The organism is Saccharopolyspora gregorii (assembly GCF_024734405.1).
GTDB classification, from domain to species: domain Bacteria; phylum Actinomycetota; class Actinomycetes; order Mycobacteriales; family Pseudonocardiaceae; genus Saccharopolyspora_C; species Saccharopolyspora_C gregorii.
Window position 1 is genome coordinate 3,089,924 of the sequence record NZ_CP059556.1, and the last position, 15,469, is coordinate 3,105,392.

Sequence of the window (15,469 nt, forward strand, 5' to 3'; positions counted from 1 at the left end):
AATCCGCAGGTACCTCGCTGCGGGGCCGCCACCGGTCGGTGCGCGCGGCCCGCGGGGGAGGTCTTCGGCCCTGGGCAGGGCACGGCGTGACCGGTGGTGGTCGCGAGCCGAGACCGCGGAGACCGATTCCCATCTGCACGTCCCCCTCATGGAACGGAATTCACCATGCCCAGGTACCTGTCGATCACGTTGGAGAAGCGCGGTGTCTCGTGCGTGGCGGAGTTGCTGGACGCCGACGCGCCCCGAACCTGCGAGGCCGTGTGGCAGGCGTTGCCGCAGGCGGGCCCGGTGCACCACGCGAAGTACGCGCGCAACGAGATCTACACGATGGTCGAGCGCTTCGCCGCGCGGGAACCGGGTCAGGAGAACCCGACGGTGACGCCGATCCCCGGTGACCTCGTGTACTTCTCCTTCGACAGCGGGATGCTCGACCGCGGGTTCAAGGAGGAGAAGGACCTGCAGGAGCTGCCGGGGGTGATCGACCTGGCGATCTTCTACGGGCGCAACAACCTGCTGCTCAACGGGGACGTGGGCTGGGTGCCGGGCAACGTCTACGGCTCCATCGTGGAGGGCTTGGCGGAGTTCGCGGCGGCCTGCAACGACGTGTGGCGCGCGGGCAGCGTCGGGGAGCGGTTGCGCTACGAACGCCGCTCGGGCTGACGGGGGCCGGACCGATGCCACCGGAGGACCTGCTGGGCGGGCTGCCAGGTCCGGTGCCGCAGCGCGGGGTGGGCGTGGTCGCCCCGTTCGACCTGGCGATGGATCGCGAGTTGTGGCGGTGGACGCCGCCGGAGGTGTCGCTGTACCTGACGCGGACCGCGTTCGTGCCGGTGCCGATGACGGTGGAGATGGCGTCGTTGATCTCCGACGAGGCGGCGGTGCACGCCGCGACGCGCGACCTGCTGACCCCGGAGCCGGAGGTGGTGGCCTACGCGTGCGCGTCGGGCAGTTTCGTCGACGGTGCGGCCGGGGAGCGGAACCTGACCTCGGTGATGCGGGAGGCGGGTGCGCCCGCGGCGGTGACGACCTCGGGTGCGCTGGTGCAGGCGCTGGAGGTGCTCGGGGCGCGGCGGGTGGCGATCGCGACGCCGTACGTGGCGAACGTGACCGAGCGGCTGGTGGGGTTCCTCGGCGAGCACGGTGTCGAGGTGGTCACCAGCGTGGGGCTGGGCCTGCTGGGCCGGATCTGGCAGGTCGGGTACCGGCAGGTGGTGGACATCGTGCGCTCGGCGGACCGCCCGGACGCGGAGGCGATGTTCATCAGCTGCACGAACCTGCCGACCTACGACATCATCGGGCCGCTGGAGCAGGAGCTGGGCAAACCGGTGCTCACGGCGAACCAGGTGACGATGTGGGCGGCGCTGCGGTCGATGGGGTTGCCCGCGGTGGCCCCGCAGCAGCGGCTGGTGCGGGCCTGCGCCGCGCCGGCCGCCTGATCGGCGCCGCTGCGGCGTGTCGATCGAATTACGAAAGCGTTTCTGCCATGTCGGGCGGCCCCGAACCGTGCGGTAACATTGTCGACAATTGACCGCCGGTCCGGTGTCGTTCGCCCGTGGTCCCGTCGGGATCGCGGGGCGATCAAGGAGGGAGCTGCCGGTGTCGATCACCGCGGGAATTCTCTACCCCGGATACAGCGCCGAGGACGACTACCCGGCCCTGCAACGGCTGCTCGGCGAGGACGTCGCGCTGCCGCTGGTGCACACCGAGATGCGCGAGGACGCCCACCGGGTGGACGCGCTGCTCGACGTCGGTTCCGACGAGGTCCTGGCCGACGGTGCCCGCGCGCTGCTGGACCACGAGGTCGAAGCGGTGATCTGGGCGTGCACCAGCGGCAGCTTCGTCTTCGGCTGGGACGGGGCCCGCGAGCAGGTGGAGAAGTTGCAGGCCGTGACCGGGCTGCCGACCTCCAGCACCTCGTTCGCGTTCGTGCACGCCGCCGCGCGCCTCGGGCTGCGGCGGGTGGCGGTCGCCGCGACCTACCCGGCCGACGTCGCCGACCGGTTCGCGGCGTTCTTGGCGCACGGCGGCATCGAGGTCACCCGGCTCTCCAGCCGCGGCATCGTCACCGCCGCCGAGGTCGGCACGCTGGGCCGGGAGCAGGTGCTGGAGTTCGCCGCGGCCAACGACGATCCACCCGCGCAGGCGCTGCTGATGCCGGACACGGCGCTGCACACCGCGCAGTGGCTCGACGAGCTCGAAGGGCGCGTGGGCAAGCCGGTGCTGACCGCCAACCAGGTCAGCGCGTGGGAAGTGCTGCGACTGGCCGGGGACACCCGCGCCCGCGAAGGGCTCGGGGCGTTGTTCCGGCAGACCGGTCCGGCGGACGGGCCGCTCGGGGGAGCGGGCCCGCACTAGCGGAGGCGATGAGGAGATGGTGTCGGTGCTCGGAGTCGACGAGCAGAACCAGCACGGCGAGTTAGAGCCGGTGCAGCGCAAGTCCACCGCGGCGATCGTGGCCGACCAGCTGCGGTCGGCGATCATGTACGGGTCGTTGCCGCCGGGCAGCCAGATGGGCGAGGCGGAACTGGCGTCCCGGCTCGGGGTCAGCCGCGGCCCGCTGCGGGAGGCGATGCAGCGGCTGGTGCAGGAAGGGCTGCTGCACAGCGAACCGCACCGCGGGTTGTTCGTGACGACGCTGGACGCCGACGACGTCGCCGACATCTACCTGGCGCGGCTGGCGGTGGAGCGCGCGGCCTGCGAGCGGATCGTGCGCCACCACCGGGTGGAGGCGGTCGCGGAGCTGACCGCCGCGCAGGCCCGCATCGTCTCGGCCGCGGGCCTCGGCGACGCGATCGAGCTCTCCGACGCCGACCAGGAGTTCCACGAGACGCTGGTGCGGGTTTCGGGCAGCCCCCGGTTGCAGCGGATGGCGCAGACGCTGCTGGTGGAGAAGCGGATGTGCTTGACGGCGTTGCAGGACAAGTACACCGCGGACCCGCAGACCCTCGTCGACGAGCACGCGGGCCTGGTGGATGCGATCGAGTCCGGCGACGAGGCGCTGCTGCTGGCGCGGCTGGAGGCGCACATGAACGACGCGCTGGAGCGGCTCAACGCCTTCACCCCGCTGCTGTCGGAGTCCGACGCGAGCTGACCGGCCAGCGCCGGGCCGCGGTGGGGCGGCCCGGCGCGGAACACAGTGCAAGGGTCAGTGCGCGGGCGCGACCGGTTCGGGCAGGCCCGCTTCGGCGCGCACGGCGCGGCCGGTGACCTCCACGGCCTTCAGCGCGTCCACGACGGCGTCCGCGGTCACCGGGAACGGCAGGTTGTGGATCGTCTCGTCCGGGTGGCAGGCCGCTTCGGCGGCGGTGCGCAGCACCGAGTCGTCGGCGTCGCCGAGCCCGGCCTCGGTCAGCGTGGTGGGCAGTCCGACGCGGGTGGTGAACTCGACGAAGTCGTGGATCTCGCCGCTCGGGCGGCCTTCCAGGATCAGCTGCGCGATCGACCCGATGTTGACCTTCTGGCCGTGGGCGAGGCCGTGGGTGTGCGGGACGGCGGTGAGCCCGTCGTGGATGGCGTGGGCGGCGGCGAGCCCGCCGGATTCGAAGCCGAGCCCGGACAGCAGCGTGTTGGCCTCCACGACCTCCTCCACCGCGGGGGTGACCAGGTGGCGTTCGACGGCGCGCACCGCGGGGATCGCCGATTCGTGCAGGATGTCCCAGGACAGCTGAGCCAGCGCTGCTCCGGCGCGGGTCGCGGCCCCACCGGCCATGGTGGTGGCGTTGGACTGGCGCACGGCGCGAGCTTCGATCCAGGTGGCCAGCGCGTCGCCGATCCCGGCGATGAGGAACCGGGCGGGCGCGTCGGCGACCAGCTGGGTGTCGACGAGGACCAGCGCGGGGTTGCGGTGGTAGAAGCGGTAGGACTCGAAGGACCCGTCGGCGGTGTAGACGACCGACAGCGCCGAGCAGGGCGCGTCGGTGGAGGCGACGGTGGGGACGCTGACCACGGGCAGCCCGGTGTCGTCGCCGGCGGCCTTGGCGGTGTCGATCGGTGCGCCACCACCGACGCCGACGAGCACGTCGGCGCCCTGGGCGCGGGCGGCCTCGGCGACGCGGCCGCTCTCGGCGGCGGTCGGCACTCCGCCGAACCGGTCGAACAGCACCGGCAGCCCGGCGGCGGTGAACGATTCGGTGATCGCGTTCTCGGTCAGGCCGCGCACCACGTCGTCGGCGAGCACCAGCGGGCGGGCGCCGAGCTTCGCCACGTAGGAACCCAGCGAGTCCAGGGCGCCGCGGCCCTGCACGTAGCGGCCGGGGGAGATCAGCGTGCGCAGTGCTGCGGACGTGTCGGTCATGGATGGTGCCCTTCCTGCGTTCGACCCGGTGGACCGGGGTTCGCCCCGAGGGGATCGTGCGGTGCCCGCACGCGGCAACCCGCTGCTCCACATGCTGATAACGCGCTACCCGCGACCTGCCGGAGCGGAAACGCCCCGGCGGTTCCGGTGCAGGTCGGAGGTTCGGGCGAGCGTGCCGGGCCGGTCCCGGGGTGATCGGTGTCGCAGTGCGGGGCGGCTTCAGCGCCGCGGCAGGAACGCCAAGGCCCTCCGGGCGTCGGCGGTGCCGAGTTCGGCGAGGCGGGTGCGCCAGAACGCCCACCGGTCGGGGAAGAAGCCGTGGCCGCGGATCCCGCGGTCCCGCGCCAGCGGCCCGAGCCGGTCGGGTCCGCGATCGTGGTCGGCGAACGCCCGGCGGGTGCGGGCGAACCCGGCCAGCACCGGTCCGCCGTGCTCGGCCCAGCACAGCACCGCGGCCAGGTCCGCGGGTGGTTCGGGCTGTTCGAGGTGCTCGCGCAGCGCCCACAGGGCGTGCAGGGAGAAGTCGATGCCCGCGGTGGTCAGGCGGGCGGCGAACGCGGCCAGCGGCACGGCACCGGTGGGGTCGGCGTCGCAGACCTCGCGCAGCTGTGCGCCGAAGCAGGGCAGGTCGGTGAACACCTCCAGCCCCCACACTCGGTCGGCGCCGGGCAGCGGGCCCAGCTCGCGCAGCGCCACCAGCAGCGCCACCAGCGCGGGCTGGGTGCCGGGGCGGGTGCGGGCGGTGGTGAGCACCGGCTGCCAGGCGGCCCAGAGGATCTCGGCGATCGCGTCCTCGCCGAGTCCCGCGGCGCCTGCGCGGCGCACCGGTGCGGCGAAGCGGTCGGCGCAGGCGGTGGGTGGTTCGTCGCCGCGCAGGTGCTCGGCGAGCAGCGCCCGGTAGTGCTCGGCGGCGGTCTCGTGATCCACCGGGGCGACGCTACCGGGCCCGGCCGTGGCGGTGCCCCCGCGCGCAGCGCACGCGGGGGCACCGGATCCGGTTGCGGGTCAGCGGATCACAGGCCGCCGATGGCGATGTACTTGGTCTCCAGGAACTCGTCGATGCCGACCTTGCCGCCTTCGCGGCCCAGCCCGGAGGCCTTGACCCCGCCGAACGGGGCGGCCGGGTTGCTCACCACGCCCTGGTTGAGGCCGATCATGCCGCTCTCCAGGGCTTCGGAGACGCGCAGCGCCCGGTTGAGGTCGCGGGTGTAGACGTAGGCGACCAGCCCGTACTCGGTGTCGTTGGCCTGGTCGATGGCGCTCTGCTCGTCGGTGAAGGTGCTGATGGGCGCGACCGGCCCGAAGATCTCCTCGCGGGTCATGCGTGCTTGGGCGGGCACGTTCTTGAGGACGGTCGGCGGGTAGAAGTAGCCCTCGCCGTCGTGGCGGGAGCCGCCGACGACGACCTCGGCGCCGTGCCCGACGGCGTCGTTGACGAGTTCGTCGACCTTGCCGAGCTGGGTGGCGTCGATCAGCGGGCCCACCTGCACGTCGTCGGCGACGCCGCGGCCGAGGCGCAGCGACCCCATGCGTTCGGCGAGGCGCCGGGAGAACTCGTCGGCGACGTCGGCGTGCACGTAGAACCGGTTGGCCGCGGTGCAGGCCTCGCCGATGTTGCGCATCTTGGCCTGCATGGCGCCTTCGACGGCGGTGTCGAGGTCGGCGTCGGCGAACACCAGGAACGGGGCGTTGCCGCCGAGTTCCATCGACACGTTGAGGACCTGCTCGGCGGACTGCTCGATGAGCTTGCGGCCCACCGAGGTGGAGCCGGTGAAGGAGAGCTTGCGGGCGCGCCCGTCGCGGATCATCGGTTCCATCACGGCACCGGCGCCGACGGCGGTCACCACGTTGAGCACCCCGTCGGGCAAGCCCGCTTCCTGCAGGATCTCGGCGAGCGCGAGCATCGACAGCGGCGTCTGGTGCGCGGGTTTGATCACCGAGGTGCAGCCGGCGGCGATGGCCGGGCCGATCTTGCGGGTGCCCATGGCCATCGGGAAGTTCCACGGGGTGATCAGCAGGGTGGGGCCGACGGGCTGCTGGGTGACCAGGAAGCGGCCGGTGCCGCTGGGGGCGACGGCGTAGTCGCCGCCGATGCGCACGGCCTCTTCGGCGAACCAGCGGAAGAACTCCGAGGCGTAGGTGATCTCGCCGCGCGCTTCGGGCAGCGGTTTGCCCATTTCCAGGGTCATCAGCAGGGCGAGGTCCTCGTGGCGCTGCTGGATGAGCTCGTAGGCGCGGCGCAGGATCTCCCCGCGTTCCCGCGGCGGGTGTTTGGCCCAGGTGGCCTGGGCTTCGTGCGCGGCGGCGAGGGCGGCGATGCCGTCTTCGGGGCTGGCGTCGGCGACCGAGCACAGCGCTCGCCCGGTGGAGGGGTCTTCGACCTGGTAGGTGCGGTCGCCGGTGGCCGCGCGCCACTTGCCGCCGATGAGCAGCTGCTTGGGGGCGGCGTCGACGACGGCGGCCTCTCGGGACTCGGTGCCTGCGGGGGAGCTGCTGGAGGTGCTCATCTCTGTTCTGCGGGCCTTCCGTGTCGGCGGGTGGACATGACGCAGCCGTGATGGTTGCATGTCCCTCGCGATTGTCAACAATCCTACATTGCTTGGAGTCGGACATGGCTGAGCTCTCGTCGGCGTTGAAGCAGGCGACACCAGTGCTGGCCGCCCGCGGGGAGGGCGTCTACCTCTACGACGAGGACGACCGCCGCTACCTCGACTTCACCGCCGGCATCGGCGTCACCAGCACCGGACACTGCCACCCCCGCGTGGTCGAAGCAGCGCAGCGCCAGGTGGGCACGCTGATCCACGGCCAGTACACGACGGTCATGCACCGGCCGCTGCTCCAGCTGACCGAACGCCTCGGCGAGGTGCTGCCCGCCGGGCTGGACCGGATGTTCTACGTCAACTCCGGCAGCGAAGCGGTGGAGGCCTCGGTGCGGCTGGCCCGCCAGGCCACCGGGCGCCAGACCATCGTCGCCTTCCACGGCGGGTTCCACGGCCGCACCATGGGCGCCGGGGCCCTGACCACCTCGGGTGTGAAGGTGCGCGCCGGGATCGGGCCGATGATGCCGGGCGTGGCGTTCAGCCCGTTCCCCGAGACCTACCGGCACGGCTGGTCGGAGACCGAAGCGGTCCGCTTCGCCCTCGCCGAGCTCGACCAGCTGCTGCTGACCGTCACCTCCCCCAAGGACACCGCCGCGTTCATCGTCGAACCCGTCCTCGGCGAAGGCGGCTACATCCCCACGCCCCCGGAATTCCTCGAAGGACTGCGCGAACGCGCCGACCACCACGGCATCCTGCTCATCGCCGACGAGGTGCAGACCGGCGTCGGGCGCACCGGGAAGTTCTGGGGCCACCAGCACTCCACCATCACACCCGACATCCTGATCACCGCCAAGGGCATCGCCAGCGGATTCCCCATCTCCGGCATCGCCGCCTCCGCCGAACTGATGGGCAAGGCGTGGCCCGGTTCGCAGGGCGGCACCTACGGCGGCAACGCGGTCGCCGCGGCCGCCGCCGTGGCCACCCTGGACGTGGTGCGCGACGAGCACCTCGTGGACAACTCCGCCGAGCAGGGCGCCCGCCTGCAGGAAGGGCTGCGCAAGGTCGCCGCCGAACACCCCGTCATCGGCGAGGTCCGCGGCCGCGGCCTCATGGTCGGCAACGAGTTCACCACCGCCGACGGCCGGCCCGACACCACCACCGCGACCCGCGCGCACGCCGCCGCCGCCGAACGGGGCCTGCTGCTGCTGACCTGCGGGCCCGCGGGCAACGTGGTGCGGATGATCCCGCCGCTGATCGTCACCGCCGAGCAGGTCGACGACGGCGTCGCCCTCTGGTCGGAGGCGGTGTCGGCGGCCGTCCACGGCTGAGCACCGTCGAGGGGCGGGGTGCGGTGCCTGCGGGCGCCGCACCCCGCTGCTGCGTTCGGCCGCCGCCGCTCCCGCCGATGCCGCGCACCCGCTACCCCCAGCGGCTCCGGACGGGTGGTTTCCATACCGTTGCGGTAGCGGTGTGCCGGTCGCCACGGTGCTTCTGGGATGCTGCACCGCACAGGTCGGCACGGAGCGTGCCGGCGAGTCGACTCCGCAGGTGTGAAGGTCATGAGTGATTGGTCGGCGAATCCGCCGAGGGGCCGACGGCCGCAGCAGGGCGGCTACGACTACTACGCCCGCAACCGCGGCGGCGGTGGCGCACCGCCGCAACCACCGCCCACCCGGCGCGCCGGGCCACCGCCCCCGCCGCCGCGTCGGCGCAAGCGGATGGGCTGGGGCAAGCGCATCGGCATCGCCGTGCTGGTGCTGCTGCTGGTCGTGGCCGGGTTCGGCATCTACGTCGACAGCGTCCTGCAACGCACCGAAGCCCTCGAGTACGACGGGCGCATCGCCGACACCCCCGGCACCAACTGGCTGCTGGTGGGCTCCGACAGCCGCGAAGGCCTCGACGAGGCCCAGCGCGAGGAGCTCTCGGCCGGTGACGCCGCCGGGCGCCGCACCGACTCGATGATGCTGGTGCACATCCCCACCGGCGGCGGGAAGCCCGCGCTGATCAGCCTGCCCCGGGACTCCTACGTCCCGATCCCCGGCCACGGCCGCGACCGGCTCAACGCCGCGTTCTCCATCGGTGGCCCGCAGCTGCTGGCCCAGACCGTGGAGACGGTCACCGACGTGCACATCGACCACTACGCCGAGATCGGGTTCGGCGGGTTCTCCGAGCTGGTCGACGCCGTCGGCGGTGTGGACATGTGCCTGGACGAGCCGATGGACGACGACATGGCCAACGTGCACCTGGCGGCGGGCTGCCAGGAGCTCGACGGGCCGCAGGCGCTCGGGTTCGTCCGTGCCCGCTACTCCCTCGACGGCGGCGACCTGGAACGCGCGGAGAACCAGCGCAAGCTGCTGGGTGCGCTCACCGACAAGGCGATGGGCCCGGCGACGCTGCTCAACCCGTTCCGGCTGGTGCCGCTGGCCAACGCGGCGGGCACCACGTTCCTGCTCAACGACTCCGACCACGTCTGGCACCTGTTCTGGCTGGTCAAGGCGCTCGGTGATGTCAGCGGCGGCAACGGGATCACCACCAGCGTCCCGTTCGGGGACTTCGTGCGCACCGACAGCGGCCAGTCGGTCATCAAGTGGGACAGCGCGAACGCCTCGCGCCTGTTCGGGGCGATCGCCGCGAACGAACCGATCCCGGACGACCTCGTCGGACCCTGATCGCGGCGGGCCCGCACGGCGGAGGGGTGGGACCGAACACCGGTCCCACCCCTCCGCTGCGTCCCAGGGGCCCGCTCACATCGCGAACCGCTCCAGCTGCCCCGGATCGCCGTTGAAGGTGTTCTGATCGCCCGGGAACACCCCGGTGTTGTTGAACTGCCAGATCGCCTGGTAGTCCCAGCCCGCGGGCAGCGGTCCCATCTCCGGGGCGAACCGGGCCAGCCACAGCGGGTTGTTCGCCGCGAAGTCCGGGTTCGCCCCCGTGCACTGGTCCCACCAGCGGGTGGTGGTGTAGATCGTGGGGAACCGCCCGGTGCGGGCCTGGTAGGTGCCGCTGAAGTCGGCGATCCACCCCGACATCTGCTCCGGGGACAGGCCGTAGCACTCGTCGCCGTACGGGTTCGACTCGATGTCCAGCGCCCCCGGCAAAGTCCGCCCGTCCGGCACCCACCCGCCGCCGTGGTCGACGAAGTAGTGCGCCTGCTCGGCGCCGGTGGAGCTGTCGGGCAACCCGAAGTGGTAGGCGCCGCGGATCATGCCCGCCGCCCGCGAACCCTCGTACTGCTGCGGATAGCTGTCGCTGGTGAACCCGATGCCCTCGGTGGCCTTGACGTAGGCGAACCGGGCGCCGTCGGCGAACGCCCGCGGCCAGTCCACCGCACCCTGGTGGCCGCTGACGTCCATGCCCGCCACCCCGGGGCCCCGCGGCTGCGGCCCGGACCGGTCGGTGTCCTCGGTGGCGGAACGGCCCACGCTGTAACCGGCCCACGCCCCGTCCGGGTCGGCGCGGTCCAGGCGCGGCGCCGCGTCCGCGCCGTCGGCGCGCGCGGGCAGGGCGGGGGACACGATCGCGGCCAGCAGCGCACCGGTCAACGCGGCAGTCAGCCCGTGGCGCAGCCGGCGGCTCCGGGACGGGCGGGGATGTCGGGGAACGGGCACGGCGGTTCGCCTCCTAGGTGCGGGACGTCCGGTCGGCGCACGCCCGGCCGCCACCGTCGGTGATCGACCGGGTCGAAGATCGTGCGGGCGGAGGATAACCGCTTGATCGCGAACCCGCCCGATCTCAGTCGCCCGACCGTGACCCGAGCGCAGCGGAGTGGATATTCGCCGCCGCGTCGGGTACCTGTCGGGCCATGGCAGAACGAACCCACGGCCCCGGCGGCCCCCGGCGCGACGGGCGCCGCCGCCACGACCACCGACCCGACCGCGGGCCGCAGCAGCACTCCGGGCCGCGCGACGCCGCCGGGCTGCGCTCGCTGCTGCGCGACCTGCACGGCGCCGGCTACGGCCGCTACAAGACGCTGACCGGGGACTGGTCGTTCGACGGGTTCGACCTGGAAGTGCAGCGCGTCCAACCCGACCCCTACGCCCCGGCCAGCCGCTGCGAGGTGCGGGTGCACCCCGGGACCGCGGGCCTGCCCGAGCAGCTGCGCTCCACCCCGGTGCGAGCGCGGGCCGTCGCGGGATTCCTGGTGCGCGCCGCCGAGCACCGGTTGCGCGACAGCGGGCTGCGCGTCGACGCCGGCCGCCAGCAGGTCCTCGACCGCAGCTCCTGCCAGCTGCTGCCCGGCGGCGGGGTGCGGCTGCGGCTGGGCATCGACCTGCCGGGGCGCGGGCGCAGCATCGACGGCCGCGCCGCCGAACGCGCCCTGTGCGACCGGGTGCCGGACGTGGTGGAGGCGGCGCTGCGCTACGCCACCGCCGAGCAGGACCGGCTGCGGGAGTTCGTGGAATCGGTGGAGGACACCGACGCGCTGCGCGAGGAGCTCGCCGCCCGCGACCTGGTGGCGTTCGTCGCCGACGGCGCGGTGCTGCCGCGGCGCAGCGGTGTCGACGAACGCCCCCTGCCCGGTGCGGTGCCGTTCCGCTCACCGGAGTCGATGCGGGTGTCGGTGACCCTGCCCAACCGGGGTGAGGTGTCCGGCATGGGCATCGGGGAGGGCATCACCCTCGTCGTCGGCGGCGGGTTCCACGGCAAGTCCACGCTGCTGCGCGCCCTGGAGAACGGCGTGTACGACCACGTGCCCGGTGACGGGCGGGAACTGGTCGTCAGCCGCGAGGACACGGTGAAGGTCCGCGCCGAGGACGGGCGCCGGGTGCACCGGGTGGACGTGAGCCCGTTCGTGAGCCACCTGCCGACCGGTGCCGACACCGCGGACTTCTCCACCGACAACGCCTCCGGTTCGACCTCGCAGGCCGCGGCGATCGTGGAGTCGGTGGAGGCCGGGGCGGGGGTGCTGCTGGTGGACGAGGACACCGCGGCCACGAACCTAATGATCCGGGACGCGCGGATGCAGGCGCTGGTGGCCAAGGAGTCCGAGCCGCTGACGCCGTTCCTGGACCTGATCCGGCCGCTGTCGCGGTCCCGCGGGGTTTCCACGGTGCTGGTGATGGGCGGGTCGGGCGACTACATGGACGTCGCCGACCGGGTGCTGATGATGGACTCCTACCAGGCGCGGGAGGTCACCGACCGGGCCAGGGCGCTGGCGGCGACCCCCACCGGGCGCAGCCGGGAGGCCGAGGAGTTCCCGCCGGTGCGCGCCCGCATCCCCGCCCCGTCCTCGATCGAGGGGCAGCGCCCGAAGGTGCGGGCTCGCGGCACCGATGCGCTGACGTTGGGGGAGTCGACGGTGGAGTTGCGGGCCGTCGAGCAGCTGGTGGACCCGAGCCAGGTCACCGGGATCGGGTTGGCGCTGGTGACGTGCGTGCGGTCGGGCCTGCTGGACGGGACGCGCACGGTGGCCGAGGTCCTCGACGGGTTCGGGCAGCGGGTCGCCGAGCGCGGCGTGGCCGGGGTGGACGAGCGGTACGCGGGTGATTTCGCGGTGCCGCGCCGCTTCGAGCTGGCCGCGGCGCTCAACCGGTTGCGGACGTTGCGGGTCGCGGCGTTCCGGGACTGATCGGCGCGGGCGGGTTTCCCGCCGGGCCCGTGGCGGGCACACGGTGGTGGCAGGCTCGCCTCGGGAACGGAGGTTCGACGATGCCGGGGCTCGGTGCGGCAGGGCGCTTCCGGGACCGCGAGCACGCGGGTGAGGTGCTCGCCGAGCAGCTCGCGCAGCAGCGGTGGGTGCGGCCGGTGGTGCTGGGCCTGGCCCGTGGCGGGGTGCCGGTGGCGGCGCGGGTCGCCGACCGGTTGGGGGCGCCGCTGCGGGTGGCGGTGGCCCGCAAGATCGGTGCTCCCGGGCAGCCGGAGCTGGCGTTGGGTGCGGTGACCGCGCACGGCCCGCCGAGCTACGACGAGCGGTTGCTGCGGTCGTTCCGGGTGGCGGAGTCGGCGTTGGCCGAGGCGTGCGAGCGGGAGCGCGCCGCCGCGCGGGCCCGCGAGGAGCGTTTCGGCGGTGGCCGGGCGCCGCAGGTCGCCGGGCGGGACGTGCTGCTGGTCGATGACGGGTTGGCGACGGGGGCGACGGCGCGGGCCGCGGTGCGGATGGTGCGGGAGTCCGCGCCGCGCTCGGTGGTGCTGGCGGTGCCGGTGGGTGCTCCGGATGCGGTGGAGGCGTTGCGGGCGGAGGCCGACGAGGTGGTGTGCGTGCTGCGGCCGGTGGACTTCAGCGCGGTGGGGCAGTGGTACGGGAGCTTCGCGGCGACCACCGACGAGGAGGTGGCGCGGCTGCTGGGGTCGTCTTCCTGACGGTCGCCCTCGGTGACGGTGCTTCGGCGGCCGGTGCTGCGCGGCCGTCCCGCACCCCAAAAGCAATGCGTTGCGGAATGCGCAACCCAGGCGTGGGGTTGTGCGGGAAACGGGTTGTTTCCGAGAACTTTCGCCCCGAAGGTGTGGTCTCCACCGGTTCCGTGGGGTTGGCTGAGCTGTTATGACCCTTCCCGCGCACTCCGATCATCCAGCGGCGCCGACGCAGCGGCGCGCCGCCGGCTCCGGCGGCAGGCGGCCCGGGGTCGACGACGGCGGCTACACCGCGGAGGTCGCCCTCCAGGTCGGCGAAGCCGCCCGCGTCCTCGGGGAACGGCTCGGCGACCCGGCCATGCCGCACTCGGTCGCCGACCTCGAACTCGCCACCCGCGGTTTCGCCGCCACCGCCGAAGGCATGGCCGCCGGCGTCGCGGGCGTCACCGAATGGCTGCGTGCCACCGGGCACGCCGGGGCCCTGTCCGGGCACGCCAGCGTCGTGGCCGAGCGCCTCGTGCACGTCAGCCGCGAACTGACCCGGCTCGCGGACGCGGTGGACGCCGCCGAACGTTCCGCCTGACCGCGCGGCGCCGGTCAGCCCTCGGGTTCGTCGCCCGGTGCCGGGGGTTCGGGCCGCAGCGCGGCCGGGTCGTCGTCGGCGGGCGGTTCTGCGTCGAGCTCCTCCTGGGCGCGGGTGGGGTGGTTGCCCTGCAGGAGTCCGCGCACGTCCTGCTCCAGCGCGTCGTCCTGCGCGGGTCCGTGCTTGTCGCTGCCGCGTTGCATCGGCGCTCACCTTCCTTCATCGGGGGTCCCTCGCCTACCCGTCGTCCGGGTGGTCGAATCCCGCCGTCCGGGAGGCGTATCCCACGATCTCTGAAGTTAGGCACGCTAACGAACTAGTGTGGGGTGACGTGACCGCACACGACGTCCAGGAGACCGGCACCGACCGAGCACTGCCCCGCAGCTTCGTGCTGACCATCGCCGCCGGGACCGTGCTGCAAGCGCTCAACGCCTCCACCATGGCCGTCGCCCTCGTCGACATCCGGCAGCAGTTCCACGCCGGCGCGGCCGCGTCCTGGCTGATCTCCGGGCTGTACCTGGCCACCGCCATCGGCTCGCCCACCGCGGGGCGCCTGGCCGACCGCATCGGCGCCCGCCGGGTGTTCACCACCTCCCTCGTGCTCACCGTGCTCAGCTCCCTGCTCGCCCCGCTCGCACCCGACCTCGGCTGGCTGATCGCGCTGCGCATCCTGCTGGGCCTGGGCACCTGCGCGGCGTTCCCCGCCGGAGTCGCGATGCTGCGCGCCGAAGCCGACCGCCGCGGCACCGCCCTGCCCGCGGGGGCGCTGAGCGCCCTGGCCATCGGCGGACAGGTCATGATCGCCTTCGGCCCCGTCGTCGGCGGACTGCTGGTGTCCTGGCAGGGCTGGCAATCGATCTTCCTGATCAACGTGCCCCTCGGCCTCGCCGTCGGCCTCGCGGCCTGGCGCCACCTGCCCGCCGACCCGCCCCGGCCACCCACCAGCACCACCGCCGTGCTGCGCGGCCTCGACCTGCCCGGCGCCGCCCTGTTCACCGGCTGCATCGCCGTGCTCATGCTGTTCCTGCTGTCGCTGGCCGAACAGCCCCGCTGGTGGCTGCTCGGACCGCTGGCCGTGCTCGTCGCCGCGTTCACCACCTGGGAACTGCGGGTGCCCGACCCGTTCGCCGACGTGCGGATGCTCGCCCGCAACCGGCCGCTGACCGGCACCTACCTGCGCACCGCGCTGACCTACGTCGCCTTCTACACCGTCTTCTACGGCTACCCGATGTGGCTGCAGAACGCCCGCGGCCTCAGCCCCGACCAGGCAGGGCTGGTCGTGCTGCCCATCGCGCTGCTGGCAATGGCCTCGGTGGCCGTAGCCGGGCGCGTCATCCGCCGCCGCGGGCACCGGCCCGTGCTGCTGGTCGGGTCGGTGGCGCTGCTGGCAGGCGGGTTCGGGCTGACCTTCCTGCACTCCGCCAGCGACCTGGTGCCGCTGCTCGGCGTCGCCGCCCTGCTCGGCCTGCCCAACGGGTTCAACAACATCGGCAACCAAGCCGCCCTCTACCAGCAGGCCGACGCCGCCGACGCGGGCATGGCCTCCGGGCTCTACCGCACCTCCCAGTACGTCGGCGCCAACATCGCCGCCGCCGTCATCGAACTCGGCTTCGCCGGACCGGCCGCTGACGCCGGACTGCACCGGCTCGGTACCGTCGTAGCCGTGATCAGCGCCGTGCTGCTGGCAGGAGCGCTGCGGGAACGGCTCGCCACCGGGCGCCGCGCGGGCGGTGCGTTCCCAACCCAGAAGAGTTGATCACT

At 73.3% G+C, this 15,469-nt stretch carries 15 protein-coding genes; 10 read left to right on the forward strand and 5 right to left on the reverse strand.

Translation table 11 applies throughout. The features are described 5' to 3' along the window. The first annotated feature begins 165 nt into the window (after nucleotides 1-165). From H1226_RS13270 to H1226_RS13285, 4 genes are all read left to right on the forward strand, one after another. A complete protein-coding gene (locus tag H1226_RS13270; protein ID WP_224961495.1) occupies nucleotides 166-660 on the forward strand; it encodes a DUF3830 family protein in 495 nt (164 codons plus the stop codon). Nucleotides 661-674: 14 nt separating this feature from the next. Then, on the forward strand, nucleotides 675-1,436 hold the full coding sequence (locus tag H1226_RS13275) for a maleate cis-trans isomerase family protein (RefSeq protein ID WP_224961494.1): 762 nt from the start codon (nucleotides 675-677) through the stop codon (nucleotides 1,434-1,436). 160 nt (nucleotides 1,437-1,596) lie between these two features. Beyond that, nucleotides 1,597-2,355 (forward strand): maleate cis-trans isomerase family protein, encoded by a 759-nt coding sequence (locus tag H1226_RS13280; protein WP_258349255.1) that lies wholly within the window; start codon nucleotides 1,597-1,599, stop codon nucleotides 2,353-2,355. Nucleotides 2,356-2,380: 25 nt separating this feature from the next. Beyond that, complete coding sequence (locus H1226_RS13285; protein WP_258349256.1) at nucleotides 2,381-3,091, forward strand: GntR family transcriptional regulator; 711 nt, start codon at nucleotides 2,381-2,383, stop codon at nucleotides 3,089-3,091. Nucleotides 3,092-3,145: 54 nt separating this feature from the next. On the opposite strand, the gene H1226_RS13290 is transcribed toward H1226_RS13285, so the two are convergent. From H1226_RS13290 to H1226_RS13300, 3 genes are all read right to left on the reverse strand, one after another. Then, complete coding sequence (locus H1226_RS13290; protein ID WP_258349257.1) at nucleotides 3,146-4,294, reverse strand: glycerol dehydrogenase; 1,149 nt, start codon at nucleotides 4,292-4,294, stop codon at nucleotides 3,146-3,148. Nucleotides 4,295-4,513: 219 nt separating this feature from the next. Further along, nucleotides 4,514-5,221 carry a DUF3632 domain-containing protein gene (locus H1226_RS13295; RefSeq protein ID WP_258349258.1) on the reverse strand — a complete coding sequence of 236 codons (708 nt, stop codon included), beginning with the start codon at nucleotides 5,219-5,221 and terminating at the stop codon, nucleotides 4,514-4,516. Nucleotides 5,222-5,307: 86 nt separating this feature from the next. Continuing rightward, nucleotides 5,308-6,801 carry an NAD-dependent succinate-semialdehyde dehydrogenase gene (locus H1226_RS13300; protein ID WP_224961483.1) on the reverse strand — a complete coding sequence of 498 codons (1,494 nt, stop codon included), beginning with the start codon at nucleotides 6,799-6,801 and terminating at the stop codon, nucleotides 5,308-5,310. Nucleotides 6,802-6,905: 104 nt separating this feature from the next. On the opposite strand from H1226_RS13300, the gene H1226_RS13305 reads away from it, so the two are divergent. Both H1226_RS13305 and H1226_RS13310 read left to right on the forward strand, forming a co-directional pair. Then, nucleotides 6,906-8,162: an aspartate aminotransferase family protein gene (locus H1226_RS13305; RefSeq protein ID WP_258349259.1), complete on the forward strand. Its 1,257-nt coding sequence runs from the start codon at nucleotides 6,906-6,908 to the stop codon at nucleotides 8,160-8,162. Between the two features lie 231 nt (nucleotides 8,163-8,393). Then, on the forward strand, nucleotides 8,394-9,503 hold the full coding sequence (locus H1226_RS13310) for an LCP family protein (protein WP_258349260.1): 1,110 nt from the start codon (nucleotides 8,394-8,396) through the stop codon (nucleotides 9,501-9,503). 75 nt (nucleotides 9,504-9,578) lie between these two features. Here the strand turns inward: H1226_RS13310 and H1226_RS13315 are convergent, their stop codons facing one another. Further along, nucleotides 9,579-10,376 (reverse strand): lysozyme, encoded by a 798-nt coding sequence (locus H1226_RS13315; protein WP_258349261.1) that lies wholly within the window; start codon nucleotides 10,374-10,376, stop codon nucleotides 9,579-9,581. A gap of 260 nt (nucleotides 10,377-10,636) precedes the next feature. On the opposite strand from H1226_RS13315, the gene H1226_RS13320 reads away from it, so the two are divergent. From H1226_RS13320 to H1226_RS13330, 3 genes are all read left to right on the forward strand, one after another. Further along, nucleotides 10,637-12,403 carry an ABC-ATPase domain-containing protein gene (locus H1226_RS13320; protein ID WP_258349262.1) on the forward strand — a complete coding sequence of 589 codons (1,767 nt, stop codon included), beginning with the start codon at nucleotides 10,637-10,639 and terminating at the stop codon, nucleotides 12,401-12,403. Between the two features lie 80 nt (nucleotides 12,404-12,483). Beyond that, on the forward strand, nucleotides 12,484-13,134 hold the full coding sequence (locus H1226_RS13325) for a phosphoribosyltransferase (protein ID WP_258349263.1): 651 nt from the start codon (nucleotides 12,484-12,486) through the stop codon (nucleotides 13,132-13,134). 181 nt (nucleotides 13,135-13,315) lie between these two features. Then, the gene (locus H1226_RS13330; RefSeq protein ID WP_224968860.1) at nucleotides 13,316-13,708 is read left to right on the forward strand and encodes a hypothetical protein; all 393 of its coding nucleotides are present in this window, start codon (nucleotides 13,316-13,318) and stop codon (nucleotides 13,706-13,708) included. Between the two features lie 14 nt (nucleotides 13,709-13,722). On the opposite strand, the gene H1226_RS13335 is transcribed toward H1226_RS13330, so the two are convergent. After that, the gene (locus H1226_RS13335) at nucleotides 13,723-13,911 is read right to left on the reverse strand and encodes a hypothetical protein (protein WP_224961470.1); all 189 of its coding nucleotides are present in this window, start codon (nucleotides 13,909-13,911) and stop codon (nucleotides 13,723-13,725) included. A gap of 128 nt (nucleotides 13,912-14,039) precedes the next feature. Between H1226_RS13335 and H1226_RS13340 the strand changes: the two genes are divergently transcribed. After that, complete coding sequence (locus H1226_RS13340; RefSeq protein WP_258349264.1) at nucleotides 14,040-15,464, forward strand: MFS transporter; 1,425 nt, start codon at nucleotides 14,040-14,042, stop codon at nucleotides 15,462-15,464. Nucleotides 15,465-15,469: the final 5 nt, after the last annotated feature.